At 62.1% G+C, this 15,405-nt stretch carries 17 protein-coding genes; 8 read left to right on the top strand and 9 right to left on the bottom strand.

The window, feature by feature from the left end; translation table 11 throughout:
- The 8 genes from NLY42_RS15900 to NLY42_RS15865 form a co-directional block, all read right to left on the bottom strand.
- The gene (locus tag NLY42_RS15900; RefSeq protein WP_023713344.1) at nt 1-807 is read right to left on the bottom strand and encodes a lanthanide ABC transporter permease protein PedC; all 807 of its coding nucleotides are present in this window, start codon (nt 805-807) and stop codon (nt 1-3) included.
- Nucleotides 804-1,529: a lanthanide ABC transporter ATP-binding protein PedB/LutE gene (locus NLY42_RS15895; RefSeq protein WP_023754472.1), complete on the bottom strand. Its 726-nt coding sequence runs from the start codon at nt 1,527-1,529 to the stop codon at nt 804-806. The genes NLY42_RS15900 and NLY42_RS15895 overlap by 4 nt, the downstream gene beginning before the upstream one ends.
- Complete coding sequence (locus NLY42_RS15890; RefSeq protein WP_023754473.1) at nt 1,526-2,488, bottom strand: PQQ-dependent catabolism-associated beta-propeller protein; 963 nt, start codon at nt 2,486-2,488, stop codon at nt 1,526-1,528. The genes NLY42_RS15895 and NLY42_RS15890 overlap by 4 nt, the downstream gene beginning before the upstream one ends.
- Nucleotides 2,473-3,651: a lanthanide ABC transporter ABC transporter substrate-binding protein PedA1 gene (locus NLY42_RS15885; protein WP_023754474.1), complete on the bottom strand. Its 1,179-nt coding sequence runs from the start codon at nt 3,649-3,651 to the stop codon at nt 2,473-2,475. The genes NLY42_RS15890 and NLY42_RS15885 overlap by 16 nt, the downstream gene beginning before the upstream one ends.
- On the bottom strand, nt 3,648-4,319 hold the full coding sequence (locus NLY42_RS15880) for an ABC transporter ATP-binding protein (RefSeq protein WP_050591104.1): 672 nt from the start codon (nt 4,317-4,319) through the stop codon (nt 3,648-3,650). The genes NLY42_RS15885 and NLY42_RS15880 overlap by 4 nt, the downstream gene beginning before the upstream one ends.
- On the bottom strand, nt 4,319-5,086 hold the full coding sequence (locus NLY42_RS15875) for an ABC transporter permease (protein ID WP_023754476.1): 768 nt from the start codon (nt 5,084-5,086) through the stop codon (nt 4,319-4,321). The genes NLY42_RS15880 and NLY42_RS15875 overlap by 1 nt, the downstream gene beginning before the upstream one ends.
- Nucleotides 5,087-5,096: 10 nt before the next feature.
- On the bottom strand, nt 5,097-6,131 hold the full coding sequence (locus NLY42_RS15870; protein ID WP_031244374.1) for an ABC transporter substrate-binding protein: 1,035 nt from the start codon (nt 6,129-6,131) through the stop codon (nt 5,097-5,099).
- 157 nt (nt 6,132-6,288) lie between these two features.
- A complete protein-coding gene (locus tag NLY42_RS15865) occupies nt 6,289-6,630 on the bottom strand; it encodes a DUF768 domain-containing protein (RefSeq protein WP_023667997.1) in 342 nt (113 codons plus the stop codon).
- Between the two features lie 188 nt (nt 6,631-6,818).
- On the opposite strand from NLY42_RS15865, the gene NLY42_RS15860 reads away from it, so the two are divergent.
- From NLY42_RS15860 to NLY42_RS15845, 4 genes are all read left to right on the top strand, one after another.
- Complete coding sequence (locus tag NLY42_RS15860) at nt 6,819-7,775, top strand: NAD(P)/FAD-dependent oxidoreductase (protein WP_031214590.1); 957 nt, start codon at nt 6,819-6,821, stop codon at nt 7,773-7,775.
- Nucleotides 7,776-7,940: 165 nt separating this feature from the next.
- Nucleotides 7,941-9,227 carry an SDR family oxidoreductase gene (locus NLY42_RS15855; RefSeq protein ID WP_023754478.1) on the top strand — a complete coding sequence of 429 codons (1,287 nt, stop codon included), beginning with the start codon at nt 7,941-7,943 and terminating at the stop codon, nt 9,225-9,227.
- Nucleotides 9,227-9,709, top strand: coding sequence for a DUF2269 family protein (locus NLY42_RS15850; RefSeq protein ID WP_023681104.1), 483 nt, complete (start codon nt 9,227-9,229; stop codon nt 9,707-9,709). The genes NLY42_RS15855 and NLY42_RS15850 overlap by 1 nt, the downstream gene beginning before the upstream one ends.
- Before the next feature lie 110 nt (nt 9,710-9,819).
- Nucleotides 9,820-10,146, top strand: a complete 327-nt coding sequence (locus tag NLY42_RS15845; RefSeq protein WP_023754479.1) for a low affinity iron permease family protein — start codon at nt 9,820-9,822, stop codon at nt 10,144-10,146.
- Nucleotides 10,147-10,361: 215 nt separating this feature from the next.
- Here the strand turns inward: NLY42_RS15845 and NLY42_RS15840 are convergent, their stop codons facing one another.
- A complete protein-coding gene (locus tag NLY42_RS15840; protein WP_023667991.1) occupies nt 10,362-10,637 on the bottom strand; it encodes a hypothetical protein in 276 nt (91 codons plus the stop codon).
- A 217-nt stretch (nt 10,638-10,854) separates the two neighbouring features.
- Here NLY42_RS15840 and NLY42_RS15835 point away from each other — a divergent pair, with 217 nt between their 5' ends.
- From NLY42_RS15835 to NLY42_RS15820, 4 genes are read left to right on the top strand one after another with little or no spacing between them, the layout of a single operon-like run.
- Nucleotides 10,855-11,961 (top strand): NAD-dependent epimerase/dehydratase family protein, encoded by a 1,107-nt coding sequence (locus NLY42_RS15835; protein WP_023754480.1) that lies wholly within the window; start codon nt 10,855-10,857, stop codon nt 11,959-11,961.
- Complete coding sequence (locus NLY42_RS15830) at nt 11,958-13,031, top strand: GDP-mannose 4,6-dehydratase (RefSeq protein WP_023691444.1); 1,074 nt, start codon at nt 11,958-11,960, stop codon at nt 13,029-13,031. Before NLY42_RS15835 ends, NLY42_RS15830 begins: the two co-directional genes overlap by 4 nt.
- Nucleotides 13,028-14,320 (top strand): TIGR04295 family B12-binding domain-containing radical SAM protein, encoded by a 1,293-nt coding sequence (locus tag NLY42_RS15825; protein ID WP_023754481.1) that lies wholly within the window; start codon nt 13,028-13,030, stop codon nt 14,318-14,320. The genes NLY42_RS15830 and NLY42_RS15825 overlap by 4 nt, the downstream gene beginning before the upstream one ends.
- Entirely contained in the window at nt 14,305-15,405 is a 1,101-nt protein-coding gene (locus tag NLY42_RS15820) for a glycosyltransferase family 4 protein (RefSeq protein WP_023754482.1), read from the top strand. The genes NLY42_RS15825 and NLY42_RS15820 overlap by 16 nt, the downstream gene beginning before the upstream one ends.

Genomic DNA, 15,405 nt, shown 5'->3' with positions numbered 1-15,405 from the left:
TCATCCCTCGCCGCCGCGCCGGGACCACAAGCCGCGGCCGGGGTCATAGCCGATGACCGCCGCGAGGAAGAAGGCGATGAGGCAGCCAAGGACCACAACCGCCGCGACAGGATCGAACCGCAGATAGAGCGCGAAGCGTATCAGCTCGACCGCCGAGCTGAACGGGTTCCAGGCGGCGATTGTTGCCAGCACCGGTCCCGCCTCGGCAAGCCGCCACAGCGGATAGAGCGCCGTCGAGGCAAAGAACACCGGAAAGATGACGAAATTCATGACACCGGCAAAGTTCTCCATCTGTGTCGAAACCGAGGAGACAAGCAGTCCGAACGCGCCAAGCATGAGGCCCGCCAGCACGAGCGCCGGAAATACCGCGACGTAGCCGAGAACGGGCGGCCGCACATCCCAGAAACGCGCGATCAACAGAAACAAATAGACCAGCGGCACGCCGACGATCACGCTGGCCAGCAGGCGCGCCGCAAGCAGGTACCAGCGCGGCAATGGTGCGGTCAACAACAGGCGCATGCTGCCCATCTCGCGATCGTAAACCATGGCCAGCGAACTCGCCATGGCATGGAAGAGCAGCATCATGGCCGCTAGCCCAGGCACCACATATACGTCATAGAGAACATAGGTCTGGTAGGGTGGCGTGATCGACAGACCGAGAACGGAGCGGAAGCCAGCGGCAAAGATTGCCAGCCAGACCAGCGGCCGCACCATCGCCGAGAGCAGCCGGCCGCGTTGCCGCAACGTGCGCAGCATCTCCCTGCGCAGGATGCCGTTGAGCGCGCGCACTGCGTGAGACGTTTTCATTCGGACTCCGTCAGCGACGCGAAGGCCTCGCCCGTGCTCGCCACACCGAGATCGGCAGCCAGCCGATCGGCGCGGCCGGCCCACCGGATTGTGCCTCGATGCAGCACCACCACATCGTCATCCGCCGTTAGTTCCTCCAGAAAATGTGTTGCCCACAGGACGGCAATGCCGCGCTGGCGGCAAAGCTCCCGCACGTGCCGCTCGAGCGCGTGGCGGCCCGGCACGTCGAGCCCGGTGGTCGGCTCGTCCAGCAGCAAAAGGCGTGGGCTATGCATCAGAGCGCGTGCTATCTCGACACGGCGACGCTGCCCCCCGGAAAGCGCTCGGGCAGGATCGTCGATCCTGTCCAGCACATCCAGCCGGCCGAGTTCGTGGATGGAGCGCTCCTTGCTCAAGGCCTGGCTAAGGCCATGCAAGGCCGCGTGGTAACGCAGGTTCTCGCGGGCTGTCAGATCGAGATCGAGGGTCGGCAACTGGAAGACGACGCCCATCTGCGCCAACGCGGCGGACGGGTTGACATCCATCGCCTGGTCGAAGACATGCACCGAGCCGGAGCGGGCGTGATAAAGACCGGTGATCAGCGAGAACAGCGTCGTCTTGCCGGCGCCGTTGCGGCCTAGCAAGATGCACATCCTGCCTTGGGCCACAGAGAAGGAGACGCCGTCGAGAACCCGCCGGCTTCCGAAACTATGGCCCAGATTCTCGACCGATAAGGCGTTCATGGCCCGATCACGACGCCCCACGGCCCCCGCCCTACCGGCAGCGATTTCACCACCTCCTGGTTTTCCAGATCGATAAGCGAAATATCGCCGGAATTCCCGTTTGCGCTGACCAGGCGCTTCTCGTCGCCGGAGAGCGCAACGTGCCAGGGTCGTTGACCAACAAGGTAGAGCCGACGGACCGCCAGCGTTTTCACATCGACTTCCGCAATCCTGTTGGCGGGGCCGAGCGCCACATAGACGGTCGTGCCATCGCGAGACGTCGCCATGCCGACCGCCTGCACACCCTCGCGTCGTATACCCGGCACCTCGAACTCGACTTTGCCGGTCTGCGCGCGCGTTGCCGTGTCGAAGACGGTGACAGTGCCCCGGATCTCCGAGGACACCCAGAATTGCTTACCGTCCGGCGAGAATAAAGCCGCGCGCGGCCGGGTATCGACCAGCAGATTGTCGACGAGTTCAAGCGTGCCTGCGTCGATCAGATGCACCATGCTGGTGGTCTCCGAAGTGCAGGCGACATAGCGGCCGTCGGCGCTGGCCGCCATTCCTTCCGGTTCGACGCCGACATCCACGGTGCCGATGACCTTGGCCGCGGCGATGTCCACCACCGACACCAGATTGTCATTCTCGTTGGCGACGAACAGCCGCTTGCCATCGGGATGGACTGCGAAGAATTCCGGATCGGCTCCCGAAGGCAATTCGCCGACGACCCGCCGCTTCGCGACGTCGACCACGTCGATGCGGTTGTCGTCGCCTTCCGCGACGAAAAGCATCTTGTTGTCGGTCGACAGCGCCAGCCCGCGCGGGCGGCGGCCGACATCGATCGTCGCCAGCAAAGTCATCGTCACGCCGTCGACGACCGCGACCGTATTATCCTGCTCATTGGAAACGTAGATGGTCTCGGCGGCGGCGGGAGCAGCAAGAGCGAACGCCGCCAACAACAGCGTCATCCGAACTTGCATGTGCTCTCCTCCAGGTCGATGCCCAGCGTGTCGAGCGGCGTGCGCTGATGCAGGAAACCCGGTTGCGGTGAGCTGGAAATCAAGAGGCGAGGCCCGGCGATCAAAATGGGCTGGCGCATCTGTCCGTCCCAGGGACGGAAACTAAGCCCCTGCCCCTTGAAGCCAGCGAGAAGAAACGCGTCGCCGCGTATATATCTGCCGATTGCCGCGGGATCGAGACTGTGCAGGCGCGTCGCCGCTTCGCCGATACTGCGCACAGCGAGCCAGGCCGCGTAGTCGCTGGGCAACATCCAGCGCCCTGCCTGCCTGTGGAAACGGTCCTGCAGTTGCGTGGCGCCCCATTCCTCGCTGACAGCGCTCCAGCCTATGGCGACAAGCCCTTGCGTGCCGGCGACGATTCTCGGCAGCGCAGTGCGGCCCTCCAGATAGGCGCCGAATTCATCCGCCTCGTCGGCGACCACGAGCACATCATAGTCGCTGACCTGCGTGACTGCCGGTATTTCGGTCTGCAGCGTGACATGCCCTGTATCGGCACGTCCGTTGGCGGGCCTGAATGTCCACGGCTGGTCGATCGTGATCTCGGCTCCGAAGCGAGCCGCCGCCCGTCGAAAGGCCGCAGCCATCGCCTGATCCTGCGAATGCGGCCCCACAAGCAGGAACCAACGCTGCCAGCGCTTCCAGGCGAGATATTGCGCCAGCCCGTCGGCGAGCATGGCGCGGCTCGGGATCGTGTGCAGGACGTTCCGACGGCAGTCCTGTTGGCGAAGCACGTCGTCCGGCGCCCGGCTGTTGAGCAACGTCATCTGCTCGGCACCGGGCGCGGCACTGGCCTGTAGAAGCTGACTGGCGTCGAGATCGGCGACGACAAAGGCGATGCCGGCATCGGCGAATTGTCTTACCGCGTCGTCCGGCGTTTCGGTTGGTTTCAATATTCTTTCCTCCAGCCGAAATTTCTGCCCAAGAAACCGGCCGGTGCTTTCGTCGTCGGCAATGCCCAGCCGAGCGCCTTGCAGGCCGCCGTCAGTGACGGTTTCATCAAGGGGTCCCAGGGGCAGAGCCGTTTTGCGCTCCTGGCCGATATACCCGATCACCATCGTCTGTTGCTCGGTGGCGCCAGGGCCGGTGATCAGCAAAAGAAAGAGAAGGCCAAGCAACAGTCTCATTGTGTCGCCCCCAGCCCAAAGCGCGACGATCCCGCTTCATGGCCACCAGAGATTGCGACATCGCGCACGATGCGCGCCGGCGGTCCCTCCAGAACAATAACCCGATCACCCAGCGACGAGGCATAGGCGAGATCATGCGTAACCAGCAGCGTGGTAGTCCGCCGACTGGCGAAACAATCCTGCAGCAGGCGGCGCATGGCTTGCGCGGTCGCCTCGTCGAGTGAAGCGAATGGCTCGTCGAGGAGCAGGAGCGCAGGCTCTACGGCGAGCGCCCGGGCAAGCGCTACGCGCCGCGCCATGCCGCCCGAGAGTCGCTGCGGATAGCTCTTCTCATTGCCTTTCAGGCCGACAGCGGCAAGCCACCGGGCCGCATCGGGCGCGCGATCCGGGATGGCCATCTCTACATTGCGCAAGGCGGTGAGCCAGGGCAGCAGCCTCGGTGTCTGGAACAGCATGCCTATCGGAAGCGGTCGTCCGCTCACGCTGCCGCGAAATTCGCGGTCGACGCCCGAAACAATCGACAGCAGCGTCGACTTGCCGACACCGGAAGGGCCGGTCAGGACGCAGACCTGTCCGTCGGCTATATCAAGCGACAGCGCGCGAAAGATCGTCCGGCGCTGTCCGTCGTCACCGGGGAAAGTCTTGTCCTCGATCCTGATCCTCAGCATCAGCGTCGCCAGGCGAACAGACGACGTTCCAACGGCACAAGCAGTCCATACTCTATGGCAAGCATCACAACGCCGAAGCTGATCGCATAGGCAAGGATGTGGGTGACGTCGAAGTTCTGAAAATAGACCTGTAGCTGGAACCCGACGCCGTTGGAGCGGCCGAGCAGTTCGGCGAGCAACACGATCTTCCACGTTAGTGCCAGCCCGCTGCGCAGGGTGACGAGAAAGAACGGCGCCAATTGCGGCAGCAAGACATGCTGCAGCTTTGCAGCACGCCCGAAGCGATAGAGCTCAGCCATTTCGGCAAAGTCCTTGTCCAGCCGGCTGGCGCCTTCACGAATAGTCACCACGACATTGGGGATCTTGTTGAGCGCGACCGCAAGGACAAGCGCGGTCTCGGCAAGACCAAGCCAGATATAAATTAGAATGACCGTGATCAGCGCCGGCATGTTGAGGAGTAACACGATCCAAGGCCTCATCCATATGTCGGCTCTGTGCGAGCGGCCTGCCGCGTAGCCAAGGGCCGCGCCGATGACGATTGCCGACCCGAGGCTTGCCACGACGCGCGCAAGCGAGATGCCCAAATGGTATGGCAGCTCGCCCCGAACCACTTCGTGCAGGAGAACCGAAACAACCTGGACCGGACCAGGAAACAGGCGATCGGCGGCGATCGATGATGCAATCTGCCAGACGAGCACCATGGTCAGCAATGCCGCAGCCGATTGCCAACGCTGCATTATGATGGGGAACGCTGGGACATCGGTCATTGGCGCGAGCTCAAGCCGGTATGGCCCGGAAGACACCAGGATCGAGGCTCGTCGCCTTGCCGACTAGATCCTCGCCGCCCAATTCGGCCAGGATTGCAAACAACCGGGCCGCGCCATCACGTTCGGCTTTGCCGAACCGACGAGGGATTCCGGCTCGATAGGCGGCGCGTAACGCCGCCTGTAGGTGAGGATCGTCCGTGCCCAATTGGGGCGCGAGCACCCGCCATTCGTCGTCCGAAGACTCGAGCAGCGACTTCGCTGCCGCGGTCGCGCTCGTGAATCGCGCGAGGGCTATCGGGTTGGCCCGCGCCCAGCTTTCATGGAAGACGTAGCCGAGCATCGGCAAGTCCACGGATAGGCCAAGCCCCTGCAGGATTTGCGCGACACTGAGCAGAGGCCTTGCCCCCTCTGACTCGAGACGGGCGGCGAAATTCCAGAACGTCAGCAGTGCATCCAGTCGCCCCGCCAGAAATTCCTGCTCCAACAAAGGCGGCGCGCCGAACACTGGCTCCACCTCTTCAGCAAGATCGCGCTTCACCTGACGGAGGCCGAGCGCGCGCAACAGGATCCAGCTTTTGTCCAGCGGACCACCTGCGATCCCCAGCCTTTTGCCCTTGAGGTCCGCAAGAGTTCGAATGGGCGAGCCTTGCGGCAGTTCCAGCGCGCCGACGGCACGAGAATAGGGATAGAAGACCAGATCAGCGCCTTCGCTGCGCTGGCGCATGACCCACACCCAGTCCGAAACGATGACGTCGACGCTGCCCGCCAGCAATGCGGTCTTACCGGCTTCGGTACCGGCAAGCCGCTGAGCCTCGATTGATACGCCGTGCACAGTGTCCAACGCATGTCGCCGCATGACGTCAACTTCCCAGGCGGCGGTGCCAAATCCCAGCACGCCAAATCGCACGAGCGGCGATGGCTGTGGCGCGGCTTCAGCGGAAGCACCCAATAGCCAGCAACAAATACCCGCAAGAGCGGCCCGCCGCGAGATGTGACCCTGATCATGCCGGGTCAGCCATTCGCCTGGAAGGGTAGCAGTCAGCACGGGCGCACCGGGTGTGAAGGAACTTTCCTAACGCGGTGGCGGCAGGAATGTTCCTCGATGGTGCATGGAACTAACGGGAAAGCACCTAAGGTCCGTTTTTCAGCTCGTATAGCAGCCCGGGGGGCTTGTTCAGGCGAACAGAAGAAGGTGTCAGGGGCTACGGTCCGCTCTTGGCATCATCGACCTCCAACGCGTCCATTACAGGTGCCGGATCGCTCTTTTCGGAGCTCGGGCTCTGCACCCCGGACCCGGCGTTCTCGATCGCTTGCACGATAGCATCTTCGATGTTTCCGAGTTCGTCCTCCCTTACTTCACGCCCATAACCAGCCACCTCGGCATCTTGCTCGAATTGCTGAGCGAGCACCGCGACGCTGACTTCCTCTCGACCAGGAAGTGTGCCGACATTCTCCTGTAGCCAGTTTTGAAAAAACTCTCTGGTCGCGCTCATCTCAGACCACCCTTTCGCCAAACTAAGCGCGACGATGAGCCGAAGTTCCATGATGCGTTCACTTTCCCAGTGGCGCTGTACTCACAGCGTTGGGAGCCACGAGGTTTTTGCAGGCTTGATGAGGCAGTGGCGTTTCTCTTCACGACTCGATTGGAGTTCACTCTTATCGCGCAGTGTGCATCCTGATTGCGTCCATTTCGACCCTGTGGAACAAGCTTGTTGAGTTGAAGTTAGGCCCTATGCCAAGCTTTTCGGGCGAACCAAGTTTTTCGGGCGAACAAGTTTTTGACGTTGCCATCGTCGGCGGCGGCCCCGCGGGGCTCGCTGCAGCCATGTATTTAGCCAGGTTTCTGCGTTCGGTGATCTCGCTCGACGCGGGGCATGCGCGTGCCAAGCTCATCCCAAAATCCCGCAACTGTCCCGGCTTCCCCGACGGCATCAGCGGGGAAGAACTGCTCGGCCGCCTACGAGCCCAGGCACAGCTATACGGCGCGAGCCTTGTCCATGGTTGCGTAGGCCACGCCGAAAAACGCGAGGGTTTTTTTGTCCTGACGACCACCTGCGGGATTGTCCAAGCAAGGCGCGTGATTCTGGCAACGGGCATTGTGGACAAGGCACCTCCCATTGAAAGACTGGAGGAGGCGATCGCAACCGGCATTGTCAGACTGTGCCCGGTTTGCGATGCATATGAGGCCCGGGGTAGCCGCATCGGCGTTGTTGGTCCGGAGCATCTCGCCGTCAGGGAGGCTCTGTTCCTGAAGGGATATGGCAGTCAGGTCGCCTTGCTCGCCAATAACCAGGATGATGTTTCCGAAGCTGCCCGCGGCGCCGCCTTGGCAGGCGGAGTTGAAATCTGGGACGCTGTCGATGACCTGATCCCTCGACGAACCGGGTTCGATGTCGTCATGGCCGAGGGCGCCCCGATGCGCAACATCGATGTGGTGTACCCTTCGATGGGCAGCGACGTACGCTCCGAACTCGCGGTTGCTCTGGGGGCTAACTGTGACGCAGAAGGCTATGTCCTGGTCAACCGACACCTTGAGACTTCAACGCCAGGACTCTATGCCATTGGCGACGTGGCCGAGGGGCTCAATCAAATTGCTGTTGCGTTCGGAGACGCCGCCAAGGCTGCAACTCACATTCATAACGACCTCCGCGATTGCGCCGAGCCGGCGACGAACTTCCGGCGAAGTTGACCTGCAGATGCGAACTCACCGTACCGGCTCACCTTTGGCTGCGTTGATGCCCGGAACCTGTTCCACCCGGCGTGAGACCACCGGCTTCGGCTTTGCTAGAGTTCTCCCAGGCGCAGCCGCTGGGTTGATGGACGGGCACGCGCTGGCGAACGGCTGGAGGAAGGAATGAAAATTCTCGTCACCGGCGCGTCAGGTCTGATTGGAGCCGCGCTTTGCGCGCGCCTGGCCGGCGAGAGTCATGAAGTGGTCCGCGTGCTTCACCACGCAGACACTGGCGTCCACCCGGAGATCCAAACCGTTTCCCTGGATATGGCGCGGGCCTTGCGACCTCAGGACTGGACCCCCTATCTCGCCGGTGTGGACGCCGTCGTAAACTGTGCCGGCGTCCTGCAGGATAGTGCCCGGGAAAACACCCGGCATGTCCATTCTACCGGCGCCTCGGCTCTCTTCACCGCGTGTGAGCACGCAGGTATGAATAAGGTGATCCACTTTTCTGCCATCGGGGTCGATCGCCAGCAGCCGTCCGCCTTTTCCGCCAGCAAGCTCGCCGGCGATGAGGCACTGATGGCACGTAGCCTTGACTGGGTCATCCTGCGCCCCTCCGTAGTACTGGGAAGGCCGGCCTTCGGCGCAAGTGCACTTTTTCGCGGCCTCGCGGCGTTGCCGCTCTTGCCGTTGATGCCCGACACGGGCCGTCTCCAAGTCGTCCAGCTCGATGACGTGATCTCCACCGTCCTGTTCTTCCTCAAACCCGGCAGCCCATCGCACCTCACGCTGGACCTGGCTGGGCCCGAGGCACTTTCGATGAGCGAGGTCGTGGGTCGCTATCGCCGCTGGTTCGGATGGAGCAGTGCTCGGGAGTTCATCTTGCCCAATTGGGCCGCAGCTATCTTGTACAGGTTCGGGGATGCCGCGGCTCAGCTGGGCTGGCGCCCGCCGATGCGCAGCAATGCAGCAAAAGAGATTGCCCGTGGCGCTGTCGGCGATCCCCAACCCTGGATGACGGCGACCGGCATTCAACCATCAAGTCTTACATCTGCACTGCGTTTAAATCCTGCGACGGTGCAGGAGCGATGGTTCGCCGGTCTTTACTTCGTCAAGCCGGCGCTCTTTGTCATCTTGCCGCTCTTCTGGATCATGACGGGCATCATTTCCCTCACTGCCGGCTGGCGCAGCGGAGTTGATTTGCTGATTGGCACTGCTGCCGGCCCCTTGGCCGAACCGGCGGTAGTCGCCGGCGCGCTGGCTGACATCGCCGTCGGGGCGCTTATCGCCTGGCGCCCAACCAGCCGGCTTGGTCTTTTCGGCGCAATCGCGGTATCGCTTTTCTATGCGATCGCTGGGAGCATTCTGCGGCCGGATCTTTGGCTTGAGCCACTCGGTCCGTTGATCAAAATCCTCCCGATCCTCGTTCTGCATTTTGCAGCGCTGGCCATTCTGGAGGAACGCTGATGATGTACTTCGTGCTTAAATACCTGCACGTGATCGGCGCTGCTGTGCTGCTCGGAACTGGTGCCGGCATTGCTTTTTTCATGCTTTTGGCACACCGGACCGGGAATGCCGCGACGATCGCAGCCGTCGCCCGCATTGTCGTGCTGGCGGATTTCCTGTTCACGGCTACGGCCGTTGTCGCACAACCTCTGACCGGACTGGGCCTCGCTAGGGTTGCGGGGTATTCGCTGTCCGAAGGATGGATCGTTCTCTCGATCCTGCTCTACATCTTAACGGGCCTGTTCTGGCTGCCTGTCGTGTGGATGCAGATCGAGATGCGAAATCTAGCCACACAGGCCGCACTCTCCAACCAACCTCCTCCCGAGCGCTACCATCAGCTGTTCAGACGCTGGTTTGTCTTCGGCTTCCCAGCTTTCGGCGCCGTGCTCGCCATTTTCTGGCTGATGATTGCGCGCCCGGCAATCGAGTGGTCATCGTTGTAGCTGCGATCGGCAAGCACTGCGCCGTGAATTCATCCGTCGCGCCTAGCTGGTTCGTGCCGGCGCGATGCACTGCGGTCGGGAACCACGGTCACTGCCGCGAGTTCTTTCGCATGGCCAATCATCCCGTCACCGGCGTGCTTACTTCAATCGGCACATTAACCTCCCGCCCCGCGGCATTCCTGATCCTGTTGGTCTACGCAATCCTTTGGATGATCTTCGAGCGACAAACCCTGGACTGGCATGGAGCGGCTACCTTGTTTACGTGGGCCATGACGCTGTTCATCCAGCGTGCCGAGCACCGCGACACTCAGGCCATTCACGCCAAACTGGATGAGATCCTGCGATCAGACCACAATGCCTCGAACATCACGTGGATCGACGATGAAGAGCCCGAGGAAATCGAAAAACACCGCCACCGCAAGCAGCAGGACGACTGATGAGCGGCGTTTTGGTTTCACGGCAGGACGAGTAGCGGGTTTCCAGCTTTTGACGCCTATCCAGCCCCGCCGCCTCCTGCGCTCAGGCCCAAGCCTTCGATCCTTGCTGCGGCTGTGGTTCAGCGACCGAAGGATCGGAGCCCTCTATTGTTCCACTGCATCCAGAAAAATTTGCCCGAGAACCAGGTCAGGCAAATCGGCCGGCTCGAAGTGCGTCATTCGCCTTTCTGGTTGCGCTCGACGAACTTGTTGAAACGGCTGGTTTGTCCGTCACCAGTCTTGGACTGGTAAAGAAAGGCCAGATCGTTCTCGTCGAATATGCGGAAGAACTCGTCCCATTCGACCGGCTCGAATGCTTCCTCGGGTTTGCCGAAGTCGATCCGCAGGATGCCGCCCGCCCCTTTGGTGCGAACCACTGCCGGCCGTCCATCCCGCTCCTCCGCCCATTTGCGGATTTCGTCGTGATTGGTGGTCGTTTGCGACTGGGACATTGAAATCTCCTTTGATCATCGGCGTTGCCAACATCGGGCATCGTCGGGGCTGCCGGCGTCCTAACAGCACAAGGGCGGCAATGTTCCGGCACGGCGCGACGAGCGCGATGTGGCTGCTTCCGAACGAAGCCGGCCAAAGGAACTTTGTTGAAGCCAAGGGAACAAACCTTTTGCCGAAAAGTTCGGGTCGCCAAGATTACCTGTCTGAGGAGTGGTCGTGAAACGGATATTGGTTACAGGGGGCTGCGGCTTCATCGGCCGGCATGTCGCCAAGGAACTCATCGAGCAGGATTATTCGGTTCGCATTTTGGATGTGCTGCTGGAGCAGGTGCACGCAGGCGAAACAGTCGCCCTTCCCGCCGGGGCCGAGCTGATCAAGGGCGACATTCGGGACCGGGAGGCGGTCGCCAAGGCGCTGGAAGGCGTTGACGCGGTCATTCATCTAGCCGCGGAAGTCGGCGTCGGACAGTCGATGTACGAGATCGCGCGCTATGTCGGCACCAACGATCTCGGCACCGCGACGCTGCTTGAGGCGCTGATCAAACACCCGGTCGAGCGCATTGTCGTCGCCTCATCGATGAGTGTCTATGGCGAGGGCCTCTATGCTACATCGGACGGCCGGCGCATCGACAATGCCCGGCGCAAGGCGAGCGACATCAAAAACGGACAGTGGAATCCGCTGTCGCCGGAAGGCGAACCCCTCTCCCCCCTGCCGACGGACGAGGAAAAGCCGGTCGATCTCGCCTCTATCTATGCACTGACGAAATACGCCCAGGAACGCGCCGTGCTGATCTTCGGCGAAGCCTATGGCATCGATGCGGTCGCGCTGCGCCTGTTCAACGTCTTCGGCGCCGGCCAGGCGTTATCGAACCCCTATACCGGCGTGTTGGCCAATTTTGCTTCGCGTCTCGCCAACGGCCAACGTCCAATGATCTTCGAGGATGGCGAACAGAAGCGCGATTTCGTCCATGTGGATGACGTCGCCCGCGCCTTTCGTCTTGCGCTGCAGCAACGCCAGGCAAGGGGTCACGTCATCAACATCGGCAGCGGCCGAGCCTATGCTATCAGCGACGTCGCGCGGGTACTTGCCGAGGCCATGGGAACGCCGGACCGCTCGCCAGAGTTGCTCGGCAAGGCGCGCTCCGGGGATATCCGCAACTGCTTCGCCGATATTTCCAAGGCCCGTGAGCTGCTCGGTTTCGAGCCGAGGCAACAACTGGAGAATTCGCTCGCCGATTTCGTTTCCTGGGTGCGCAACTCGTCCGCCATCGACCGCGGCGCCGACATGAAACGCGAGCTTGAAGAACGTGGGCTGGTGTCATGAATACGCGCAATCGACGCGACGCGCCCGTCGCCATTGTCGGCGGCAGCGGCTTCATAGGATCGAACCTGGCCGACAGCCTGTTGTCGGATGGCGAGCCGGTGCTGGTGATCGACAATCTCAGCCGCCCCGGCGTCGAACAGAACCTTGAATGGCTGGCGCAGAAACACGGAAGCCGCCTCATGGTCGAAACGATTGACGTGCGCGACGCCAACGCGCTTGCGCCCGTTCTGAAGAGTTCCAAGGCGATCTTCCACCTGGCCGCGCAAACCGCCGTCACAACGAGCCTGGTCCAACCGGACGAGGATTTCGACATCAACCTTCGAGGAACGTTCAATGTCCTCGAGGCGGCGCGGCTGAGCAGTGAGTTTGTTCCGGTGGTCTTCGCCAGCACCAACAAGGTCTATGGCAGCCTGCCCGACGTCGCGGTGCGCGAGGACGGCGATCGTTACCTGCCTTGCGACGGCATCATCCAAGCGAATGGCATCGACGAGACCCACGGCCTGGATTTCTGCACGCCCTATGGCTGCTCCAAAGGCGCGGCGGACCAATATGTGCTCGACTATGCCAAATCCTACGGCATGCCAACGGCGGTGCTGCGGATGAGCTGCATTTACGGGCCGCGCCAGTTCGGAACCGAGGATCAAGGCTGGGTCGCGCACTTCCTGCTGAGTGCGCTGACGGGACGTCCAATCACCATTTACGGCGACGGCAGACAAGTGCGCGACATACTGCATGTCTCCGATGCGGTCGCCGCCTACAGGGCCACGCTCGATCGTATCGAGACGACCAAAGGCCAGGCATTCAATCTTGGCGGCGGCCCCGATAATGCGATCAGCCTGCGCATGCTGTTGAGCGAGATCCGTAGCTTGACCGGCCGTGAGCTTTCGATCCGCCATGATGGCGAACGCACCGGCGATCAGCCCTTCTTCGTCGCCGACACCCGCAAGATCAAAGCGATGCTTGGCTGGAAAGCTCGTGTTTCATGGCGCGAAGGCATTCGCGATCTCGCAGACTGGCTGCAACAACACCGGCTCCAGCCTCGCCCCGAAGTCGTGAGGTACGTCGCATGAAAGTCGCCCTGGTAAACCCGTTCTGGACCTATGACGACAGCATTTATTTCGGCTGCCGCCAACCACATCTCCCGCTGGAACTCGGCTATTCGAAATCCCTGCTCGAAACAGCTGGCCATGAGGTGTTGATGCTGGATGGGCAATTGCAGAAGCTCGACAACTCGGACCTCTCCGAGCGTGTGGCTGATTTCGCGCCTGCAATGACGGTCGTCAGTACCGCCCCGACTTATCTGTTCTGGCGCTGCGCACCACCCGAGTTGCGCGTGCCGGCCGATTTCCTCAACCGTCTCGCCGGGCGCGGTGGACGCACAGTCGCGGTCGGGCCGCATGGCTCGGCTACGCCCGCGCCAACCTTGCGCAAGCTTGGGGTCGACATTGTTGTGCGCGGCGAATGCGAGGAAATCGTCGCGGAACTTGCCCGGCGCGACGCCTGGAGCGCGGTGCCCTCGACCGCTTATTTGCGGGATACCAAGGTGGTTTTGAACGGCGGCGTCCACGCCAGCTCGTTTGTCGATCATCCGCCACTCCAATGGCCATCAGACTGGATCGCTGCCCATTCGCATCACCATCACAGGTTCGATGACAATCAGGTTGGGTTCGGCGCGGAGGTCGAAGCATCGCGCGGCTGTCCCTACAATTGCAGCTTCTGCGCCAAGATCGATTTCCGCGATGCCTATCGCCGCCGAAACCACGAGGCGGTCATAGCGGAAATCGATCGGCTGATTGCCCAAGGCGTCGGCTACATTTATTTCATCGATGAAATCTTCCTGCCGCAAAAAGCGCTGTTGGAAGCGTTGATCCATCGCGACGTGAAGTTCGGTGTGCAGACCCGCATCGACCTTTGGAAACCCGAGCTGCTGGAACTGCTTGGTGCGGCTGGCTGCGTCTCCATCGAGGCCGGTCTCGAAAGCCTGACCGTGGAAGGTCGTGCGATGCTGGCGAAACGCTGCCGTCTGGGTACCGAGGAACTTGCCGCGCTGCTCGTCAATGCGAGGCGTCACGTTCCGTTCGTACAGGCCAATCTGATCGGCGTCGTCGAGGATGACCCTGCCCTTGTGGACTACTGGCGAACGCACCTCATCGACAACGGCGTGTGGGCCAATGAACCCGTACCGCTTTATCCATATCCGAGTTCGCCAAGCTATCGCGAGCTTTGGGGCGAACCCGACGACCTCGCCTGGGAGCGCGCCCATGATCACTATCTCGCATCATTCCAGAAGTTCAGCGACATCCAGGAAAGGCGCCCGCGTCCGCTGGCGGAACTGGAGGCGACATGTTGCGGACACTGACGCCGCGCTCGCGGCGCATCCTGATGACGGTCGACGCCGTGGGCGGCGTGTGGCGCTATGCGCTCGACCTGGCCAGGGAACTTGTCAACGGCGGCGATAGCGTGGTGCTTGCCGGCCTCGGTCCGCCACCGTCCAGGCAGCAGGCCGACGAGGCGGAGGCTTTCGCGAAGCTGATCTGGCTGAACACGCCGCCGGATTGGATGACCCGCAACGGCGGTGATCTCGACGCGCTGCCGCGGGAGTTGCATGCGCCCATGCGCGACCACGCCATCGACCTTGTCCATTTCAACGCGCCTTCGCAGGCGGCGGGATTCGACGCGCCGTGCCCGGTCGTGGTGGTCTCCCATTCCTGCGTGACGACTTGGTTCCATGCGGTCAGAGGACAGGCGGCGGATGGGGCATGGGCCTGGCAGAAGGAGCGCAACAGACGCGGCATGGATCGGGCCGACGCGGTCATCGCGCCGAGCCGCAGCCACGCCGACATGCTAGAGACCTGCTACGGCCCGATCGCGCGCTTGAGTGTGGTCAGAAATGGTGCCCGTCCTCTGCCGAATGCCGAAAAGCACCAACCGCTCGTGTTCGCTGCTGCCCGCTGGTGGGACGAGGGCAAAAATGCCGCGGTGGTCGACCAGGCGGCGTCCCTGACGCGATGGCCTCTGTTTGCCGCCGGGTCGACGAACGGCCCAAACGGCGAGCATGTCAGCTTCAGCCATGCTGTTCCTCTGGGAGCAGTGCCGTCCGACGAGGTGCGTTCGTTGATGGCTCGCGCCGGCGTTTTCGTGTCGCCATCGCTCTACGAGCCATTCGGCCTGGCCGCGCTGGAAGCCGCCATGTCGGCTACGCCCCTGGTGCTTTCCGATATCGCCACCTATCGCGAACTATGGGACGGGGCCGCGATATTCTTTGACGCGCGCGATCCGCACGATCTCGCTGCCTGCCTCAACCGTCTCTCCTGCGATGCCGAGCTCCGGCGAGAGCTTGGCCAGGCAGCCGTCCGACGCAGCCGCAGGTTTACGCTGACAAAGCAGACAGCGGCCATGCGCGGCGTCTACGACAAAGCGGCCTTAGCGATGGCGGAGCGCTGA

Source organism: Mesorhizobium sp. C372A, from assembly GCF_030323245.1.
Lineage (GTDB): Bacteria > Pseudomonadota > Alphaproteobacteria > Rhizobiales > Rhizobiaceae > Mesorhizobium.
The sequence above is the reverse complement of the archived record's forward strand: the minus strand, read 5'-3'. Positions and strand labels throughout refer to the sequence as shown.